We start from the raw sequence: 263 nt of genomic DNA on the forward strand, positions 1-263 counted from the left end.
CCCCATGGCGCAGGACTCAGAGCAACAGCGTTGGACACCGATTGACGACTGGATCACCTGCCCGCAGCACGTATCCCATCAACGATTGATGGCCGTGTATGGCCGTTCGCCAGGGGCGGTGGCCGGGAATGCCGGATCATTGAAGCAGGCGCTGAATATGGTCAGCGCGGGTATCGGAGTGGCGATGCTGCCGCAATCGTTAGTGAGCGAACATAAAGGGGTGGTGGCACGTGCCTGGCACCTGCCGATGCCGACTCGCCGCG

The 263-nt window shown here is 62.4% G+C and carries 1 pseudogene; it reads left to right on the plus strand.

The window, feature by feature from the left end:
- A pseudogene (locus KW848_RS31500) lies at positions 1 to 263 on the plus strand (LysR substrate-binding domain-containing protein); the annotation flags it as partial.

The organism is Pseudomonas sp. PDM25, from assembly GCF_019219045.1.
In the GTDB taxonomy this organism is placed as follows: domain Bacteria; phylum Pseudomonadota; class Gammaproteobacteria; order Pseudomonadales; family Pseudomonadaceae; genus Aquipseudomonas.